Origin of the sequence: Kitasatospora sp. NPDC085895 (assembly GCF_040702125.1) — a bacterium.
GTDB classification, from domain to species: domain Bacteria; phylum Actinomycetota; class Actinomycetes; order Streptomycetales; family Streptomycetaceae; genus Kitasatospora; species Kitasatospora arboriphila.
The window spans coordinates 1-15799 of sequence record NZ_JBFBJY010000012.1; the positions used below are offsets into that span (position 1 = coordinate 1).

Annotated in this window: 18 protein-coding genes; 9 read left to right on the top strand and 9 right to left on the bottom strand. The window is 74.4% G+C overall.

Going from position 1 to position 15799, the window contains the following annotated elements; translation table 11 throughout:
* Nucleotides 1-319: 319 nt before the first annotated feature.
* Together AB0442_RS10235 and AB0442_RS10240 are read left to right on the top strand one after the other, a co-directional pair.
* The gene (locus tag AB0442_RS10235; RefSeq protein WP_344627680.1) at nucleotides 320-643 is read left to right on the top strand and encodes a YciI family protein; all 324 of its coding nucleotides are present in this window, start codon (nucleotides 320-322) and stop codon (nucleotides 641-643) included.
* An 88-nt stretch (nucleotides 644-731) separates the two neighbouring features.
* Nucleotides 732-2723 carry a DUF6596 domain-containing protein gene (locus AB0442_RS10240; RefSeq protein ID WP_366161971.1) on the top strand — a complete coding sequence of 664 codons (1992 nt, stop codon included), beginning with the start codon at nucleotides 732-734 and terminating at the stop codon, nucleotides 2721-2723.
* 455 nt (nucleotides 2724-3178) lie between these two features.
* Here the strand turns inward: AB0442_RS10240 and AB0442_RS10245 are convergent, their stop codons facing one another.
* Nucleotides 3179-3637, bottom strand: a complete 459-nt coding sequence (locus AB0442_RS10245; RefSeq protein WP_366161973.1) for a hypothetical protein — start codon at nucleotides 3635-3637, stop codon at nucleotides 3179-3181.
* A gap of 250 nt (nucleotides 3638-3887) precedes the next feature.
* Between AB0442_RS10245 and AB0442_RS10250 the strand changes: the two genes are divergently transcribed.
* From AB0442_RS10250 to AB0442_RS10260, 3 genes are all read left to right on the top strand, one after another.
* Nucleotides 3888-4646, top strand: coding sequence for a hypothetical protein (locus AB0442_RS10250; protein WP_366161974.1), 759 nt, complete (start codon nucleotides 3888-3890; stop codon nucleotides 4644-4646).
* 528 nt (nucleotides 4647-5174) lie between these two features.
* A complete protein-coding gene (locus tag AB0442_RS10255; protein WP_366161976.1) occupies nucleotides 5175-5741 on the top strand; it encodes a lytic polysaccharide monooxygenase auxiliary activity family 9 protein in 567 nt (188 codons plus the stop codon).
* 326 nt (nucleotides 5742-6067) lie between these two features.
* Entirely contained in the window at nucleotides 6068-6721 is a 654-nt protein-coding gene (locus tag AB0442_RS10260; protein WP_366162124.1) for a PadR family transcriptional regulator, read from the top strand.
* 121 nt (nucleotides 6722-6842) lie between these two features.
* Here AB0442_RS10260 and AB0442_RS10265 read toward each other — a convergent pair whose 3' ends face one another.
* A complete protein-coding gene (locus AB0442_RS10265) occupies nucleotides 6843-7055 on the bottom strand; it encodes a hypothetical protein (protein ID WP_363539775.1) in 213 nt (70 codons plus the stop codon).
* A 421-nt stretch (nucleotides 7056-7476) separates the two neighbouring features.
* Here AB0442_RS10265 and AB0442_RS10270 point away from each other — a divergent pair, with 421 nt between their 5' ends.
* The gene (locus AB0442_RS10270) at nucleotides 7477-8175 is read left to right on the top strand and encodes a bifunctional DNA primase/polymerase (RefSeq protein ID WP_366161978.1); all 699 of its coding nucleotides are present in this window, start codon (nucleotides 7477-7479) and stop codon (nucleotides 8173-8175) included.
* 55 nt (nucleotides 8176-8230) lie between these two features.
* Here the strand turns inward: AB0442_RS10270 and AB0442_RS10275 are convergent, their stop codons facing one another.
* The 5 genes from AB0442_RS10275 to map form a co-directional block, all read right to left on the bottom strand.
* Entirely contained in the window at nucleotides 8231-8671 is a 441-nt protein-coding gene (locus tag AB0442_RS10275) for a hypothetical protein (RefSeq protein ID WP_366161980.1), read from the bottom strand.
* Between the two features lie 122 nt (nucleotides 8672-8793).
* On the bottom strand, nucleotides 8794-9867 hold the full coding sequence (locus AB0442_RS10280; protein ID WP_366161982.1) for a hypothetical protein: 1074 nt from the start codon (nucleotides 9865-9867) through the stop codon (nucleotides 8794-8796).
* Between the two features lie 119 nt (nucleotides 9868-9986).
* Complete coding sequence (locus AB0442_RS10285; RefSeq protein WP_366161984.1) at nucleotides 9987-10532, bottom strand: hypothetical protein; 546 nt, start codon at nucleotides 10530-10532, stop codon at nucleotides 9987-9989.
* A gap of 59 nt (nucleotides 10533-10591) precedes the next feature.
* Nucleotides 10592-11242 carry a thioredoxin family protein gene (locus tag AB0442_RS10290; protein ID WP_366161986.1) on the bottom strand — a complete coding sequence of 217 codons (651 nt, stop codon included), beginning with the start codon at nucleotides 11240-11242 and terminating at the stop codon, nucleotides 10592-10594.
* A gap of 146 nt (nucleotides 11243-11388) precedes the next feature.
* Entirely contained in the window at nucleotides 11389-12234 is an 846-nt protein-coding gene (map, locus tag AB0442_RS10295) for a type I methionyl aminopeptidase (RefSeq protein WP_366161988.1), read from the bottom strand.
* A gap of 134 nt (nucleotides 12235-12368) precedes the next feature.
* Here map and AB0442_RS10300 point away from each other — a divergent pair, with 134 nt between their 5' ends.
* A complete protein-coding gene (locus tag AB0442_RS10300) occupies nucleotides 12369-12602 on the top strand; it encodes a hypothetical protein (RefSeq protein ID WP_363549882.1) in 234 nt (77 codons plus the stop codon).
* A 30-nt stretch (nucleotides 12603-12632) separates the two neighbouring features.
* On the opposite strand, the gene AB0442_RS10305 is transcribed toward AB0442_RS10300, so the two are convergent.
* Nucleotides 12633-13973, bottom strand: a complete 1341-nt coding sequence (locus AB0442_RS10305) for an MFS transporter (protein ID WP_366161990.1) — start codon at nucleotides 13971-13973, stop codon at nucleotides 12633-12635.
* A 119-nt stretch (nucleotides 13974-14092) separates the two neighbouring features.
* Entirely contained in the window at nucleotides 14093-14680 is a 588-nt protein-coding gene (locus tag AB0442_RS10310; RefSeq protein ID WP_366161992.1) for a hypothetical protein, read from the bottom strand.
* Between the two features lie 47 nt (nucleotides 14681-14727).
* Between AB0442_RS10310 and npdG the strand changes: the two genes are divergently transcribed.
* Nucleotides 14728-15429 carry an NADPH-dependent F420 reductase gene (npdG, locus tag AB0442_RS10315; RefSeq protein WP_366161994.1) on the top strand — a complete coding sequence of 234 codons (702 nt, stop codon included), beginning with the start codon at nucleotides 14728-14730 and terminating at the stop codon, nucleotides 15427-15429.
* A 164-nt stretch (nucleotides 15430-15593) separates the two neighbouring features.
* Nucleotides 15594-15791 carry a hypothetical protein gene (locus tag AB0442_RS10320; protein ID WP_344626197.1) on the top strand — a complete coding sequence of 66 codons (198 nt, stop codon included), beginning with the start codon at nucleotides 15594-15596 and terminating at the stop codon, nucleotides 15789-15791.
* Nucleotides 15792-15799 lie beyond the last annotated feature (8 nt).

Below are 15799 nucleotides of genomic sequence, written 5' to 3' on the forward strand. Positions count from 1 at the left end.
CCGCCGCGCGCCCGCCCCCCGCCCCCCCCCCCCGGCCCGCCCCCCCCCGCGCCCCCGCCCCCCCCCCCCCCAGCGGAGGCGGTCGGGGCGAGTTCGTCGCCCGCCGCCGTCCAGCCCGTCCAGGGGGTGCGGCCGGCCAGGGTGGGGGGCGGTGGTCACGGTGTCCTCCGGGGCGGTGGGTGTCGAGCGGTGCTGCCCTCACGTCGTCCGGCCGATGTGACAGGGAATGCACACCGTTCCCTGCCACATCGCCTCGTTTGACGTGAGGGCAGCACAAGATCGCGGCGCGACGGGGCGCCGCCGGACCGAGGAGAGAACCGTGCGCTTCCTGATGACCACCAAGCCGACCGACGCCGCCCCCGACGAGAAGCTCTTCGCGGAGATGGGCGCGTTCATCGAGGAACTGACCGCGGCCGGCGTGCTGCTGGCGACCGGGGGCCTGGAGCCGGGCGGGGTCCGCCTGGTCTCCTCCGGCGACGAGATCACCGTCACCGACGGCCCGTACGCCGAGGCGAAGGAGGCCGTGGCCGGCTTCGCGCTGGTCGAGGTCCGCTCGAAGGAGGAGGCGATCGAGCTCGCCCGCCGCTTCCGCCGGATCGTCGGCGACGGCGAGAGCGTCGTCCAGCAGGTGTTCGGCCCCTGACCCTCCCGCTCGGCCCGCCGGGCTCGATACCTGCCCCGGCCCCGTCCCGGTTTGCGGACGGGTCGGGGCGGGTGCTGTCATCGTGGCCGTGCCGGATGTCCACCGCACGATCGACGCGGTCTGGAAACTCGAGTCGGCGAAGATCATCGCCGCGCTCGTCGGAATCGTGCGCGACGTCGGCCTCGCCGAGGAACTGGCCCAGGACGCCCTGGTGGCCGCCCTCGAACAGTGGCCGGAGTCCGGTGTCCCCGACAACCCGGGTGCCTGGCTGACCGCCATCGCCAAGCGCCGGGCCGTCGACCGCGTCCGCCGCGACGGGCGGCTGGAGCAGCGGCAGCGGCAACTCGCCCACGAGCTGCGGCAGTCGGGCGAGGCCGAGTCGGAGGACGGCCGGGACGACGTGCTGCGCCTGATGTTCGTCTCCTGCCATCCCGTCCTGCCGACGGAGGCCCGCGTCGCACTGACGCTGCGTCTGCTCGGCGGACTGACGGCCGCGGAGATCGCCCGGGCCTTCCTCGTCCCCGAACCGGTGGTGGCCAGGCGCATCGCCGCCGCCAAACGCACCCTGGCCGAGCAGCAGGTGCCGTTCGAGCTGCCGACCGGTGAGCGGCTCGCCGACCGGCTCTCCTCGGTGCTGGAGGTCGTCTACCTGGTCTTCAACGAGGGGTACTCGGCGAGCGGCGGGGACGACCTGATGCGGCCCGGGCTCTGCCTGGAGGCGCTCAGACTGGGCAGGCTGCTCGCCGCCGCCGTGCCGCACGAGGCCGAAGTGCACGGCCTGGTCGCCCTGATGGAGATCCAGGCGTCCCGCTCGGCCGCGCGCACCGGGCCGTCCGGCGAGCCCGTCCAGCTGCACGAGCAGAACCGCGGCCGCTGGGACCAGCTGCTGATCCGCCGCGGCTTCACCGCGATGCTGCGCGCCCGGGAGTGCGGCGGCCCGCCCGGCCCGTACGTGCTGCAGGCCGCGATCGCGGTCTGCCACGCCCAGGCACCTTCCGCGGAGGCCACCGACTGGGCGCAGATCGCGACCCTCTACGCCGCGCTGGAACGGCTGCTGCCGACCCCGGTCGTCCGGCTGAACCGGGCCGTCGCGGTCGGGAAGGCGTACGGGCCGCAGGCCGGCCTCGACCTCGCCGACGGGCTGACCGCCGACCCGGCGCTGCGCGACTACCACCTGCTGCCCAGCGTCCGCGGCGACCTGCTGGAACGGCTCGGCCGCACCGGGGAGGCCCGGTTGGAGTTCCGGCGTGCCGCCGCCCTCACCCGCAACGTGGCGGAACGCGCCTTCCTCGACCGCCGCGCCGACGCACTGCCGACCGGGGAGCCGACGGCCGGGGCCCGGGTGCCCGCGGGGCCGTCGGCCGCCCTCCTCGGCGCCACCGTCCGCGCGTTCCTCGACCGGGAGGACCTGGACGCGGCGACCGTCCGCTCGTACGGGCAGACCCTGCGGCGGCTGCGGCTCGGGCTCGGCGACGAGCTGCCGCTCGGCTCGGTCGACGCCGACCGGGTCGCCGGGATCCTGTCCGCCGCCTGGGGTGGCGCCGCGCCGCGGACCTGGAACCGGCACCGCGCCGCCGTCCGCTCGTTCGCCGCCTGGGCCGGGCTGGACGACCTCGCGGCCGGCCTCGACCGGCGCCCCGAACCGGCCGGCCGGACCGGTGCGATCGCCCCCGAGCAGCTCGAACGGCTCTGGGCGCTGCCCGGCCCCTCGCTGCGCGAGCGCACCCTCTGGCGGCTGCTGCACGAGTCGGCCGCCCCGGTGCGGGCCGTCCTGGCGCTGGACGTCCAGGACCTCGACCTCGACGACCGCAGCGCCCGCAGCGCCCGCGGGGTGGTGTGGCGGTCGGGCACGGCCCGGCTGCTGCCGGAGCTGCTGGCCGGACGGACCCGCGGCCCGCTCTTCCTCACCGACCGCCGCCCCGGGCCGGGCCGGACGCCCGCCCCGGCCGACCTCTGCCCGGAGACCGGCCGCGCGCGGCTCTCCTACGAGCGCGCCGAGCACCTCTTCAAGCTGGCCACCCGCCCGCTCGACCCGGCCGGCGAGGGCTGGACCCTGCGGATGCTCAAACCGCGCCGCTGATCGGACGCCCCGTCAGGGGCGTCCGCGGTTCCTCCGTGCCGCCCTCCCGCACCCCCGCCTGCCCGCACCCGCCGGGCGACCCTCGTGACCTGTGACAGCGAAGGTGGACGGTGCGCCACCGAAGTTGGATCGACAGCCGTTCGTGACACCAAAGATGGACTAGTCGGACTCGGACCAGCGCGGTATGGCTCTGTTCACAAGAACGAGCAGCACTTCGACGTCGGTTCGGGAGGCGGTAAGCGGTCGCGGGCCGGCCTGAATGTTCACGAGTTTCGACAGCACGTGGGCTTGCTGGAGGATCCCCGTGAACCGGACACGGGCCGGTAAGAGCCCGCAGCCGGCCGGGGCCGCGAAGTGCTTGGTTACGGTCGCAGCTGCCTCGAACGGTCCGGCGTCGTACTGACTCGCGTCAAATTACCTGTGGCGTGCCGGGTGCGGACCGGCCTACCGGCCTACTATCCGCAGTTGTCCGGCTGGAGCGAGTGGACCTTCGCCCGCGTGAGCGTGGTGCGCCTGAGCACCTGGGCCCGGATGAGCCGGACCGTAGGCGGGATCGGCAGGGTGACGGGGGTGCGGCTCCACCGAAGCCACAGTGCCAGGTGGCCGAGCTCGGCGGCCTGGACGAGCTTGTCGAGGGACCACGCCTTCGTGCCCCGGTCCACCTCGATGCTGATCAGCCGTCCCTTGCCGGAGCGATGCCGCAGCTGCAGGTCGAGGCGCCCGGTCCGACCCTGCCGGGTGGCGGTGGGCAGGTCGACCTCCCGCTGGACTTCATATCCCTGGTCGGTGGCCCAGGCGGCCACCGAGTCGGTGAAGAAGGCGGTCACCTCGGGGGTGGACAGGTCAGTGAACTGCTGGCGGTTGAGCCAGGCCCGCAGGGAGTTGGCGGCGGCGTCGAGCCCGGCTTCTGGCATGAGCGACAGTCTGCCCTGCGGGCCTGACAGCTCGTCACGCCGCTGACTGATCCTGGTGATGAGGATCCGCGAAAACGGCCAGCGCTGCTCTCGGTTCCCCACTTGGCTGCGCGTGCGTCGAAGGCTGGAGTCACCCGTGTCCCGTAGGGGGCCGGGCCGGCCCGCGCGGCCAAGGGCGGGGCGCTGTCCACCAGTTCCGAGTCCGGCACACCCGGGGCCGGCAGGGCCGATTGCTGCGATGATCACCCGCATGAGATGCGTTCACACGTTCCGCGGCCGCTGGCGATACCTCATGCTCGGTACCGGCGCACTCGTGATATCGAGCGAGAAGGGTCCGACCACCGTCCCCCTCTCAGTCATCGCGGAGGTCCGCACCCCCGAACTCCCCGACCTCGAAATCGTGCTCACCGACGGTGAGGTCCACCGGATCGACGGTCTCCACCCCGCCGCGACCGAGGCCTTCGCCGTCACGCTCACCAACGCCCTGCCCGAGCAACGCAACCCGGCCGGCAGCAGCCTGGTCACCGCACCCGACGCCACCCCCGTCGGGCCCGTGCCATGGGGCTGGATCGCGGCCTTCGTGTCTCCTGTCCTCACCTACATCGGCTACGCGATCTGGGTCGGCCTCACCCATGGCTCGCGAGTCGTCGGCGTGATCGCAGGGGGCATCGCCCTCCTCCTCGGGTTGCTCATGTGCTTCGCTGCCGTGGAGAACCTGCGCAAACGGCGGGACCTCACCCGACGCGGCACCACCGTGGAGGCCGACCAAGGCGGGCGAACCAAGGAAGGCCTCATGTACTACTACAACGACGCCGCCGGCGTCCCGCACCTGTACGTCTGCGGACGCAACGCCCCCACCATCCGCATCTTCTACGACCCGAAGGACCCCCGACGGGCCGTTCACGAGACCTGGGCAGTTGCGGCGATCGCCAAGGAGTCCCTCATTCTCATCCCCGGGCTCGTCTTGCTCGTACTCGGCGCATGGGGCGTCTTCGGCCTGTTCTGGTGACGACCACCGGCGCCTTCGCGCAGGCATGGCACCACGCCTCAGCCGGATGCGGGCGGTGCAGGTTCACGAGTTGGCGCCTTCTTCGTCAGCACGAGTGTCCGGGGACACTACCGGCAGCCCGACTCGCGTCGGACGCGGGGACCCGGGCTCTTCCCCCCGGGGTGGGGAGATCAACTGAGCAGATCTGTCCGGAATCCCGAGCAGAGGTGGGATTTTCAGCGATCCTCATCACTGGCCATGGCCATGGCCATGGCCGTCCGGCGGACGGGTCCACGAGGTGCCTCCCGTTCTCGTGAACATCAACCACGGCCCGGGCGGGGCGCCTCCCGGAGTGGTGAACATCTGCCGTCAGAACTCGTGAACAGAACCAGCGGTAGGTACCTCGAGGCACCTGGGCATCTCGTGCTTGGTGTCGAGAGTCGCGGCAGCCCACGCCGCGAGTTCGTGGACCGGGTCGGATACCGGCTTGCCGACGTTGAGACTGTAACGTTCCGCATACATACGCACACATAGCGTGAGGAACGTCTTATGGACATCAAGCACGGAGCAGTCAGCTCTCCTCCCTCCCGGGCCCACCTCTACCTGCCGGACTGGCAGGCCAACGGCCTGGAGGCCGGCAAGTTCTTCCCTGCCGTGCAGGCAGGCATGGCCGATCCCTTCGCCCCGGACGACATCCGCAACGTCCAGCCGCCGGCGGACGGGAAGATCGCCAGCGCCGGGAAGGACTTCGCCGCCTCCCTGGACGCGGTCGACACCGACTGGAAGAAGCACCAGGTCACCTCCGGCCAGAACCTGGAGATCACCTGGGGGTTCCACGCGGAGCACAAGACCCGCCGCTTCAACTACTTCCTCACCAAGAACGGCTGGGACCCCAACCAGCCCCTGATGCGCGCCCAGTTCGAGCCCAAGCCCTTCCACAGCGTCCAGCTCACCGAGCAGCCCTACTGGGCGCACCAGCTCAACCCGGGCAACCCCGTCACCCACACCCTGCGCCTGCCCCAGCGCAACGCCGGCCACCAGGTCCTGCTCGCCGTGTGGGAGGTCGCCGACACCGGCAACGCCTTCTACCAGGTCATCGACCTCCAGTACACGTAGAACAACCGCGCCCCCGCACGACCATGTGCCGGCCCCGCCACCACGGCAGGGCCGGCACACCTCTTTACAGCCCACACCACTGTGAAGCGCCCGTCCGCGCCCGTACCCAGAAGCGGTCCAACTTCTGTGGCAATCGGTCCGACTTCGCCGTCACGGGACACCTCGGACGACTATCGGAAACCGTTGACGGGCGACAGTCACCGATATATCGTCGAGATATCGAGATGCTTCGGGGGAAGCATCACGGACGAAAGGTGGTGCGCATCATGCGCGAAGGAAGGCGAAACCGAGGAGAACGCCGCCGTGGGCCGGTGCCCGGCGAGGGAATGCCGGGCGAGGGCTTCGAGAGGCGGTTCGCGTTCGGGCCGTTCGGCCCGCCCGGAGTGCCGCCCGGCGGCCCCGGGATGCCGGGGGCCGGCCCGTTCGGGCACGGCTTCGGCGGGTCGGGGCACTTCCCCGGCCACGGCGGGCACGGCCACGGCGGCCGGGGCCCGCGGGGCGACGGCTGGGGCCGCGGTCCGGGCCGCCGCGGCGGCCGGGCGCGCCGCGGCGACGTCCGTGCCTCGCTGCTCGCGCTGCTCAAGGAGCGGCCGATGCACGGGTACGAGATGATCACCGAGATCGGCGAGCGCACCGGCGGTGCGTGGCGGCCCAGCCCCGGATCGGTCTACCCGACCCTCCAACTGCTGGAGGAGGAGGGCCTGATCGTCGCTCAGGAGTCCTCGGGCAAGAAGCTGTTCGAGCTGACCGAGGCCGGCCGGGCCGAGGCCGACGCGGGGGCCGAGTCCCCGTGGGAGGAGGCCGGCCGGGGCGTCGACTGGGAGGCCGTCCAGGAGGTCGGTGCGGCGATGGGCGCCGTCGACCACGCGATCCGCCAGGTCATGCTGACGGGTACCGAGGAGCAGCGGGCCAAGGGGCTCGCCGTCCTCAACGAGGCCAAGCGCAAGCTGTACCTGATCCTCGCCGACGAGCAGGTCTGACCTGTCCCGCGGTCGACCGCACCGCCCCGTCGCGGCACCCGCCGCGGCGGGGCGGCGGCGTGCCCGGGAACGGCGGCGTGTCCGGGGGCGTGCTCGCCACCGAGGGGCGTGTCCGGCCGCCTCAGGCCTCGGCGTCGTACTCGTAGCGCCAGCGCCAGCCCTTGCTGCCGAAGATCTTCGACCGCCGGTAGACCAGCGTCACGGCGGGCAGACCCGCGGTGGCCGGGACGGGCACGCGGTAGACCTTCGGGATCGTCCAGAAGGAGCCCAGCATGATCGGCAGGACTCTGCCGTCCAGGGGTCCGCCCACGAATTCGGTCTCCGCGCTCTTCACACCTCCCAGGGTACGCGGGGTCCTCCGGGCCCTCTCGGCCGCCGGTCGGCGGCGTCCGCGTGCAGGTCCGGCAGGGGCGGTGTGGAGCCGGTGTGACCGGCGCAGCACCGCCCCCGGTCATTCCGGGGCCGTCCGCACCCTTATCCTGCTCTGTACGCCTCCGGGTTCGGCCCGGGTCCGCGGGCCCGCACGGGCCGGGCGAGGCGCGTGTCGTCGCGTCCGTCCGCCGAGTCGTACCTTCTCGAACTCCGTATCGTGCCCCGGGCGTTGGCCGCCCCGGTGATCCCGGCCGCGGCTGCGGCGGATGCGACCGACGGGCGCCCCGGGAAGTGGCGGGCGCCTACCGTTGTTGCGTCGGACGGTGCGTCGTTCGCCGTGCCGCACCAGGCACGGCAGTTCACGGCAGAGCGGAAGGGGCCCGATGGAAGCCAGCAGCAGGTGGACGACCTGGTGGCGGCGTGAGCGGCGGCAGGACCGTCCGGTCACGGGCGGGGAGGCGGCCGCGAGGCTGGACCTGCTGCTGGGCGCGGTGCGCGCGGGCTTCCCGCTGGCACCCGCGGCCCACCCGGCGGGGTACCGGTGTTCCTGCGACCGGGTCGGCTGTCCGGCGCCGGCGCAGCACCCCGTCTCCTTCGCCTGGCAGACCCAGGCGACCACCGACACCGAACAGCTCGCCCGCTGGCTCGCCCGCGACCCGCAGGCCAACTTCGTCACCGCCACCGGCCGCGTCCACGACGTGTTGGACGTCCCCGCCGAGGCGGGCCGGCTCGCGCTGGAGCGGCTGGAGGAGCGCGGCGTCCACGGACCGGTCGCCGCGGTCGGCGAGGACCGCTACCTGTTCTTCACCGCCACCCGCGGCACCCCCGCCGACGAGGACGAGTGGTGGACGAGCGCGCTGGACTCCACCCCGGACACCATGTCCGAACACCCCGGCCTGAGATGGCACTGCCGCGGCTCGTACACCCTGCTGCCGCCCGCCGCACTGCCGGACGGCTCCGAGGTGCGCTGGCTGCGCGGCCCCGACCAGCCGCTGCCGGACCCGCTGCGGGTGCTGGACGTGCTGACCGACGCCTGCACCGAGGTCGGCGCCGTCGCCGAGGAGCAGTGGCTGATCGGCTAGGCCCGCGCGGACCGCGCCGCCGACCCCTCCGGGAGGGGCGGCCGGTCCGGTGTGCCTAGGGCTCGGGCGTGCCGCCCAGCCCCGCCGCCTCCTCGGCCTCCAACCGGGCCTCCAGCGCACGCAGTGCCGCGTACTCGGCCTCGTCGACCGCCTCCAGGGCGAAGTCCACGGCCTCCAGCGCGTAGCGCTCGGCGTAGTCGGCCTCCCGCCGGGCCACCCCGACGTCGTGCCGGGCCTCGCGCTCCGACGCCCGGTCCCGCGCCGCGCCGACGTGCCGGTGCCAGCTCTCGCGGAGGTGGTGCCAGGTCGGGCCCGCGTGCTCCTCGGCGTCGGCCGCGGCCCCGCGAGGCGGACCGCCGTGCGTGCCGGAGCTTCCCCGAGCCCCTGCCAGGGCCTGCCGCAGCTCCTCGCCGGACTGCTGCCGCACCGCCTCCACGTGCTGCGCCGCCTCCGCGGCCCGCTGCGAGACCCGTTCGAGCCCCTGCGCCTCGTCCATCGACACCACACCTCGCCGTCGGCCGTACTCCACCTCCAGCCTGCGACCGCCCCGCCCGGCCCGCCTCCGGGTACCCGCCGACCGGCGCAGCCCCGCCCCTCGTGGTGGCGGCCACCCACTGCCTAGGGCTCGACGAGGGTGACGGTGACGGTGACCACCGGGCTGGGCGGCGGGCTGGGCGGCGGGACGGGGGGCGGCGTGGTGCGGCTGTGGGTGGGGGAGGGCGTGGGGGCGGGTGCGGGGCGGGTCGTGGTGGGTGCGGGTGTCGGTGGCGTGGACGGGGCCGGCGTCGGGGTCGGGGTGGGCGAAGGCGGTGCCGGCTCCGCGCCGGTGGGGGCGGGGACGGCCGCGGCCGGTGCCGGCGGGTGGCCGGGCAGGGCGGCGGCCACCGCGAGGACGAGGAGCAGGACGGCGGCTGCCGCGCCCACCACGGTACGGACGGGGGCCGGGCGCCGCGGTGCAGCGGTGGGCGGCGACGGGACGGCCGGTCCGACGGGCGGGGAGGGCGGAGCCTCGCCCGTCCACAGCAGCAGTGCGGGGGTCAGGACGGGCCGGTGCCAGTCCCGGACGGCGGCGAGTTCGGTGCGGGCCGTCCCGCACGGCCCGCACCCGGCGAGGTGGTCGGCGAGCCCGGGTTCCGGGGCGGCGGCGCGGCGGACGGTGTCGCCGAGCCGGGCGACCAGCTGGCGGCAGGCCCGGGCCGGGACACGGGCCACGTACACCTGGAGGTAGGTGTCGAACAGGGCGGCCCGGGCGGGCGGCGCGGGCGGACGCAGGTCCCCGTCCGGGCCGAGGCCGTGCCAGAGCTCTTCCTGCCGGTGCGCGGGCAGCCGGCGGAAGGCCTGCAGCAGCGGCGCCTCCTGTTCGACGGCGGCCAGGGCGCCGGCGAGGCCCGCCCCCGGGTGGCGGGCGGCCGCGGCGTGCAGCCAGCCGCGGAAGCCGGCCGACAGCTCGGCCTCCCGTCCGGTGTCGGCCCACCGTGCGGCCGTGCGGCGGAGCGCGGCGACCAGCTCCGGCCGCGGGGCGCCGGCCGTCGGGAGCGTCCGGGCGGCCTCGTCGACCAGTCGGCGGGCGGTGGCCCCGTCCGGGCAGCACAGGCGGGCGTAGCCGAGGACGGCGGCCCGGTGGCGGTCGGTGGGACTGGGGGAACGGCGGGCGGGCGTGCCGTCCGCGGGCGGGGGTGCCGCGTCCTGCATGGCTCTGTCCAGGGGTGTGTTCGTCCGGGTACCGGGTCGTCCGGTCCTGGTCGTCCGGGTGGGTGGGGTGGGCGGCCGTACCGGGCGGGGCCCGGTACGGCCGCGGGGGAGGGTGCCGGTCAGCCGCTCGGCGAGGCCGGGCCGGGGCCGGCGAACCGCACCGAGGTGCCGTCGACGGTGGCCTCGACCGGGTGGGCGTCCACGGGGAACAGGCAGCCCTTGGTCTCGCTGCAGGCGGCGTACCCGACCAGGACGGTGGCCGGGCCCTGCGCGGTCCGGTGCACCGGCAGGGTCACGGTGACCGGGCCGTCCGGGTAGACCGGCACCGGCGGCAGCCCGCCGGGCAGTCGGAGGTCGTGCACGGCGGCGCCGGTGGTGGGCCGCGCGGTCTGCTCCAGGCCGCCGCGCAGCTTCAGCGAGATCGGCCGCCCGATGCCGTCGACGCCGCCGGGCGGCAGGTCCAGGCTGTAGAGGTGGTAGCCGGCCGCGGTGGGGGTGAACACGGCGGTCAGCGTGCCGGCCGTGCCGTCCCACCGGTCGACGGAGAGGTCGACGGTGACGCCGTTCTCGGTGAAGCTCGCCGAGGACGGCCGCTGCGCCGGACCGCCGGTGGAGGCGCAGCCGGCGGCCGGGCCGAGCAGCAGCCCGGCCGCGAGCGCGGCCACCGAAGCCCGGACCGGTCTGCCCCGACGGCCGCCCTGACGGTGCGGCGGCCGACGCGCCGTCACTTCGCCCACTGGCGGAGGAAGCCGTCGAGGCCGGTCTCGGTCAGCTTCGGCAGGCCCGTCCGATTGGTGTTGGTGACGACCGTGTTCTTGGCGTCGACGACGATGATCACGGGGGTGCCGAAGCCGTGCGAGCTGTCGTAGCGGCCGAGGATCGCCATGTTGGTCCGGTTGTTCTCCAGGTCGATCTTCACCACGTGGTAGGAGGCGTCCAGGGTGCTGCGGATCCGGCTCTTGGCGAAGAGCCCGTCGACGGCCCGGCAGACGCCGCACTCGTTGGTGCCGAAGTCGAGCAGCACGCGCCGGCCGTCGGACTTCGCCAGGGCGAGCGCCGCGTCGACCTCCTTCTGGGCGTTCGCGGACGGGTTGTAGCCGGCCAGCGAGACCCGCTTGGTCGGGGCGGCCGAGGGTGGCGCGGACGCGGTCGCCGAGCGGGTGGGCGTCGCGCTCGCGGAGGGGCTCGCCGTGGTCGGTGCGGCCGTGGTCGGGCTCGGCAGCGGCGAAGGCAGGTCCTCGGCGGGCGCGGCGGCGCTCACCGGTGCGGCGGCGGCCGCGGCGTCGGAGGAGTCGGCCGGTCCGCAGGCGGCCAGTGAGGCGGCGGCGGTCAGCGCGGCGAGGACGGCTCCGAGGGATCTGCGGTCGAGGCTCATGGACGGTGCTCCCGGGGGCGGTGCCGCCCGGAGGCCCGGGGGAGGGCGGGAGGGCGGCGCGAGGGTGGGTGGTGCTCTTGCCCTGGGAGACCGCACCGGGGGCCGCGGATAACGGAAATCCGCGGCCCCGTCCGTCCCGGTGCCGACTACGGGAGGGTGAGGATCTCCGCGCCGTCGGTGGTGACCACCAGGGTGTGCTCGAACTGGGCGGTCCGCTTGCGGTCCTTGGTGACGACCGTCCAGCCGTCCTCCCAGATGTCGTAGTCGTAGCTGCCCAGGGTCAGCATCGGCTCGATGGTGAAGGTCATGCCGGGCTTGATCACCTCGGTGGCCCGCTCGCTGTCGTAGTGCGGGACGATCAGGCCGGAGTGGAACGAGGTGTTGATGCCGTGGCCGGTGAAGTCGCGGACGACCCCGTAGCCGAAGCGCTTCGCGTAGGACTCGATGACCCGGCCGATGACGTTGATCTGGCGGCCCGGCCTGACCGCCTTGATCGCCCGGCCGAGCGCCTCCCGGGTGCGCTCGACGAGCAGCTTGGACTCCTCGTCGACGTTGCCGCACAGGTAGGTGGCGTTGAGGTCGCCGTGCACGCCGTGGATGTACGCGGTGGCGTCGATGTTGACGATGTCGCCGTCCTGAAGGACCGTCGAGTCCGGGATGCCGTGGCAGATCACCTCGTTGATCGAGGTGCAGATCGACTTCGGGAAGCCGCGGTAGCCGAGGTCGGACGGGTAGGCGCCGTGGTCGCACATGTAGGCGTGCGCGACCGCGTCCAGCTCGTCGGTGGTCACGCCCGGCGCGATGAGCTTGGCCGCCTCCTCCATCGCCCGGGCGGCGATCCCGCCGGCGATCCGCATCTTCTCGACCGTCTCGGCGCTCTGCACCTCCGGGCCGGTGTACGGCGCGGGCGCGGGCCTGCCCACGTACTCCGGGCGCGCGATGTGCGCGGGAACCTTGCGGGTGGGGGACACGGTGCCGGGTACGAGAGCCATGCCGCGAGTCTATCCGTCGGCCCCTCGCCGACCCGGCCGTGCGGGCGGGTGCGGGGCGGGTGGTACGCCGTGTGTACGGGCGCGGCGCCGGGAAAGGATCACCCCGGACGACGAAGCGAACAGGAGCAGCTCACATGCCCATGGGATTCGGCCGCAAGGCCACCGGGAAGCCCGGCGAGTGGTTCTACTGCATCAAGCACGGCAAGGTCGAGGAGGGCCCGGAGTGCCCGGCCAAGGACCGGCTCGGCCCGTACGCCACCCCCGGCGAGGCCGCCGCGGCGCTGGAGATCGCAGCGGAGCGCAACCGGGAGTGGCAGAACGACCCGCGCTGGCACGACGGGCCGCCCGAGGGCGCCGACGAGGACTGAGCGGGCGGGCCCGCCGCGGCCGATCCGCCGTCAGACCGCCGGCACCGGCTCCCGCCCGCCGGCGTCGCGGTCCTCGGCCGCGGCCCGCACGGCCGCCGCGTTGGGGTCCGTCCGGTCGTCGTAGGCGAGCAGGCTCGGCAGGGCCACGGCCAGCAGCGCGACACCCAGCACGCAGACCGCGCCGCCGCTCCAGACCGCCCCGCGCACACCGATCAGCCCGGCCGCGCCGCCGGCCCGGACCTGGCCCAGCTGCGGGCCCACCGAGTAGCTGAGCAACTCCACCCCGGCGAGCCGGCCGCGCAGTTCGTCCGGGATGGACTGGTTCCACAGGGTGGAACGCGCGATGCCGCTGATCTGGTCGGCGCCGCCGGCCGCGGCCAGGCAGAGCAGCACCAGCCAGATGTCGCCGGTCACACCGGCGAGCGTCATCGCGGCACCCCAGCCGAGGGCGGCGAGGACGAGCATCCGCCCGTGCCGGTGGATCCGGGAGGTCCAGCCGCTGGTCGCCGAGACGGCCAGCGCACCGGCCGCGGACGCGCCGTACAGCAGGCCGAGCGCCCAGCCGGCGTCCAACTCGGCGGCCAGGAAAGGGAAGATCGCCACCGGGAAGGCGAACAGCATCGCGCAGACGTCGATCGCGTACGTGCCGAGCAGGTCCTTGCGGCTCCACGCGTACCGGACACCGGCCGCGACCGCCCGCAGCGAGGGCCGTTCGGCGCCGGACGGTGGCGGCACCGCCCGGATCCGGGCGAGCAGCAGCAGCGAGACGCCGAAACTGGCGACGTCCAGCGCGAAGGCGGTCTGCACCCCGGCGACCGCCACCACCACACCGGCGAGCGCCGGCCCGGCCACCGAACCGACGTTCCGGTACAGCGAGTTCAGCGCGAACGCGGCCGTCAGCTGATCGTGCGGCACGATCCGCGGGGTGAGCGAGTCCAGCGCCGGGCGCTGCAGCCCGTCCACCGCCGCGACCATCGCGGCCACCACGTAGATCGGCCACAGCAGCGGCTGCGGCAGCAGCGCGTTGACCAGCAGCAGTGCGCTCAGCAGGCCGAGCCCGGCCTCCGAGAGCAGCACCAGCCGGCGGCGGTCCATCGCGTCCGCGAGCGCCCCGCCCCACAGGCCGAACACCACCAGCGGCACCAGCTCGACCGCGCCGACCAGGCCCACCTGGAAGGAGGAACCGGTGAGGTCCTTGATCTGCAGCGGCACCGCGACGTAGGTCAGGAAGCTGCCCAGGCTGCTCACGCAGCCGGAGCTCCAGAGCAGCCGGAAGTCCCGCGAGCTGCGCCACGGGGCGGTGTCGGGGAGCAGTCCGCGCAGGGCGGTGCGCAGCCGTTTCGGGAGTGGTGGGGGTGGTACGGACGTCACGGTCGGCCATCCTCGGTCGGCCGGGCGCGCCGGGCAACCGATTTACCGGCCGTGCACCACCGATCGCCGCACCGCTCTCCGCGCCACCGGTCGTCGCGCGGCCGGTCCGCGGGACCGGATCACCAGCGCAGCACCGGCGGCGCGACCAGGCGTTCGGCGAGCCCGGCCAGCCGGCTGCGCAGCCCCCGGGCGGGCCGCGCCGAGGCGGCCGCGCCGACCAGGTGCTGCACCAGGTCGAACGGGCCCTCGCCGGCCACCGGCACCGCCAGCCGCTCGTGGGCGAGCGCGCCCAGTTCGGCGTCGCCTGCGTCCAGGGCGAGCACCGTGGCACCGCCGCGCCGGGCGTCCTCGACCCGCTCCAGCAGCCCCTGGCCCGGTTCGTGCGGCGCCACCACCAGCACCGTGCTGTTGCGCGGCGCCTCGCCGAGCCGCCGCAGCCCGTGCGCCAGGTGCGCCGGGGCCGCCGCCGGGACCTCGTGCCGCACCAGCAGCGGGGCCAGCCCGGCGACGCCGCAGTGCGCCGCCTCCTCGTCCAGGTGCGCGGCCAGGTGCCACGGTTCGTAGCGCTCGGTGCCGACCAGCAGCAGGCCCGCCGCGGTGCGCCGGGTGACCGATCGGTGCAGCGCCCCGCCGAAGGCCCGGGTGACGTCCAGCAGGCCGGTGCCGGCCAAGGTCGCGCTCAGTGCGGAAAGTCTCACCGCGTCCATGCGGCACAGCATGGAGGAGCGGCCGGTGCTTTGGCAGGATCTTGTCCATGACGCAACCCGAATCGGTGAATCCGGCCGCCGCGGCGGCCCCCGCTCCGCTCGACGTGTCCTCGCTCGTCGTGGGTGTCCTCGGCGGCACCGGCGACCAGGGCCGCGGCCTCGCCTACCGGCTGGCCAAGGCCGGCCAGCAGGTGGTCATCGGCTCCCGGACGGCCGAACGGGCCGTGGCCGCCGCCGAGGAGCTCGGACTCGGCGTGCGCGGCGCGGACAACGCGGCCTGCGCCCGGGAGAGCGACATCGTGATCGTCGCCGTGCCGTGGGACGGCCACGCCGGCACCCTCGCGGCCCTGCGCGAGGAACTCGCCGGCAAGATCGTGGTGGACTGCGTCAACCCGCTCGGCTTCGACAAGCAGGGCGCCTACGCGCTGAAGCCGGAGGAGGGCAGCGCCGCCCAGCAAGCCGCCGCCCTGCTGCCGGACTCCCGGGTGACCGCGGCCTTCCACCACCTGTCGGCGGTGCTGCTGCAGGACGCATCGATCGAGGAGATCGACACCGACGTGATGGTGCTCGGCGAGGACCGCGCCGCCACCGAGATCGTGCAGGCGCTGGCCGGGCGGATCCCCGGCATGCGCGGCATCTTCGCCGGACGGCTGCGCAACGCCCACCAGGTCGAGTCGCTGGTCGCCAACCTGATCTCGGTGAACCGCCGCTACAAGGCGCACGCCGGTCTGCGGATCACCGACGTCTGAGCCGTTCCGGGAGGGGACCAACGGCCGCCACAGGTCCCCTCCCGCAGGTCCGGACGACCCGCGGGAGGGGGTCTCGGCCCCGGCGCGGGCACCGGTCGGTGAGAATGGGGTGTCCGCTGCCGCCGGCCCAGGCCGGCGGTGCCCCCACCCAGGAGAGTCCCGCCATGCCCCGCAACGCCCTGCTCGCCTCGATCGTCCTCGTGCTCGCCGTGACGGCCGCCGTCGTCTCCTTCGTCGAGGGCAACTGGTTCGGCGTGATCTGGGTGCTGATGGCCGGCGTCGCCTCGAACATGGCCTGGTACTACATCCGCAAGGACCGCCAGGACCGCGCCGCGGCCGCCCGGGCCGAGCAGCAGCTCTGAGCCGGCGG

What these genes read in the sequence shown, in the direction of transcription:
- AB0442_RS10245 (WP_366161973.1), bottom strand. Translation starts at nt 3,637, where the DNA reads ATGCCAGAAGCCGGGCTCGACGCCGCCGCCAACTCCCTGCGGGCCTGG.
- AB0442_RS10250 (WP_366161974.1), top strand. Translation starts at nt 3,888, where the DNA reads ATGAGATGCGTTCACACGTTCCGCGGCCGCTGGCGATACCTCATGCTC.
- AB0442_RS10255 (WP_366161976.1), top strand. Translation starts at nt 5,175, where the DNA reads ATGGACATCAAGCACGGAGCAGTCAGCTCTCCTCCCTCCCGGGCCCAC.
- AB0442_RS10260 (WP_366162124.1), top strand. Translation starts at nt 6,068, where the DNA reads ATGCCGGGCGAGGGCTTCGAGAGGCGGTTCGCGTTCGGGCCGTTCGGC.
- AB0442_RS10270 (WP_366161978.1), top strand. Translation starts at nt 7,477, where the DNA reads ATGGAAGCCAGCAGCAGGTGGACGACCTGGTGGCGGCGTGAGCGGCGG.
- AB0442_RS10275 (WP_366161980.1), bottom strand. Translation starts at nt 8,671, where the DNA reads ATGGACGAGGCGCAGGGGCTCGAACGGGTCTCGCAGCGGGCCGCGGAG.
- AB0442_RS10280 (WP_366161982.1), bottom strand. Translation starts at nt 9,867, where the DNA reads ATGCAGGACGCGGCACCCCCGCCCGCGGACGGCACGCCCGCCCGCCGT.
- AB0442_RS10290 (WP_366161986.1), bottom strand. Translation starts at nt 11,242, where the DNA reads ATGAGCCTCGACCGCAGATCCCTCGGAGCCGTCCTCGCCGCGCTGACC.
- map (WP_366161988.1), bottom strand. Translation starts at nt 12,234, where the DNA reads ATGGCTCTCGTACCCGGCACCGTGTCCCCCACCCGCAAGGTTCCCGCG.
- AB0442_RS10300 (WP_363549882.1), top strand. Translation starts at nt 12,369, where the DNA reads ATGCCCATGGGATTCGGCCGCAAGGCCACCGGGAAGCCCGGCGAGTGG.
- AB0442_RS10310 (WP_366161992.1), bottom strand. Translation starts at nt 14,680, where the DNA reads ATGGACGCGGTGAGACTTTCCGCACTGAGCGCGACCTTGGCCGGCACC.
- npdG (WP_366161994.1), top strand. Translation starts at nt 14,728, where the DNA reads ATGACGCAACCCGAATCGGTGAATCCGGCCGCCGCGGCGGCCCCCGCT.
- AB0442_RS10320 (WP_344626197.1), top strand. Translation starts at nt 15,594, where the DNA reads ATGCCCCGCAACGCCCTGCTCGCCTCGATCGTCCTCGTGCTCGCCGTG.